The sequence below is a fragment of the Mesorhizobium sp. M7A.F.Ca.CA.002.09.1.1 genome (assembly GCF_003998555.1).
Classification (GTDB): Bacteria; Pseudomonadota; Alphaproteobacteria; order Rhizobiales; family Rhizobiaceae; genus Mesorhizobium; species Mesorhizobium ciceri.
In genome coordinates this window covers 1-1174 of the sequence record NZ_RZRR01001260.1, presented here as the reverse complement: position 1 = coordinate 1174, position 1174 = coordinate 1, and the positions used below count along the sequence as shown (strand labels likewise).

The window sequence follows — 1174 nt, the reverse complement described above, 5'->3', positions numbered from 1 at the left end:
CGAAGCGTTCGGCGAGTTCGCCCATCGTCGGCATCGCCGCGACATTCTCCGAAGTGCCTACCAGGACCGCCAATGATGCGACGGCCATCGGCTCGATCCCGTCCTCGCGCAGGCTTTCGATGGAGAGCGCGCCGGTGCGCTTCGACAAGCCCTCGCCCGATGCGGTGGTCAGGAGATTGTGGTGGCCGAACACTGGCGGCGTGGCAGCCAGTGCCTGGAACAGGGCGATCTGCACGCCGGTGTTGGTGACATGGTCGTCGCCGCGGATGACATGGCTGACGCCCATCTCGATGTCGTCGACCACGGAAGGCAGCGTATAGAGATAGGTGCCGTCCTCGCGCACCAGGACCGGATCGGAAAGCGAGGCCAGATCGACGGTTTCCTCACCGCGCACCAAGTCGTTCCAGTGGATTTCAGTGCGTTCCGGCTGTTGTGGATCGCCTGAGAAATTGGGCAGGAGAAAACGCCAGTGCGGCCGGCGGCCATCGGTCTGGTATTCGGCGATCTGTTCGTGCGTCAGGGTCAACGCCTCGCGGCCATAGACCGGCGGCAGACCGCGCGTGCGGCGCACCTTGCGCCTGAGATCCAGCTCCTCCGGCGTTTCGTAGCAGGCATAGAGAACGCCTGCCGCCTTCAGCCTCTCGACCGCCGCGTCATAGACTTCGAAGCGCCGCGACTGGTACTCGGTGGCGTCGGGAAAAATGCCCAACCAATGCAGGTCGTAGAGGATGGCGTCGGAAAACTCCTGCTTCGAGCGCGCAATGTCGGTGTCGTCGAAGCGCTGGATGAAGCGACCCTTGTTGTTCACGGCGAACAGCCAGTTGAACAGAGCCGTGCGCGCATTGCCGATATGGATGCGGCCGGTCGGCGAAGGGGCGAAACGAACGGTAACTGTCATGAGCGGGGCGTACCGGATGCTTTTACGATTGACAAGACGCGCCCCCGCGCTGCCCGGCAGACATAGAACATGGCGGCTGGAATGAAAAGACCGGGCGTTGGACGCCTCAGGAGGCACCCAGTCCGCAGGCGGCCTTTGTAACCGAGCGCTGCCAGCCGCTGGGGCCGACCACCGGTTGAAGGCGATCAGCGGCCGAAATCATCGGAACTGAGGCGGGTCCAGCGGTCGCCCACCAATCCACCGATAAAGATGTCGCCGGAGCGGACCGCTTCCGTG

The 1174-nt window shown here is 63.7% G+C and carries 1 protein-coding gene; it reads right to left on the bottom strand.

The window, feature by feature from the left end; all coding sequences use genetic code 11:
• A partial coding sequence (locus tag EN994_RS32345; protein ID WP_127308197.1) for a glutamate--tRNA ligase occupies positions 1–898 on the bottom strand: 898 nt, incomplete at its 3' end.
• Between the last annotated feature and the right edge of the window lie 276 nt (positions 899–1174).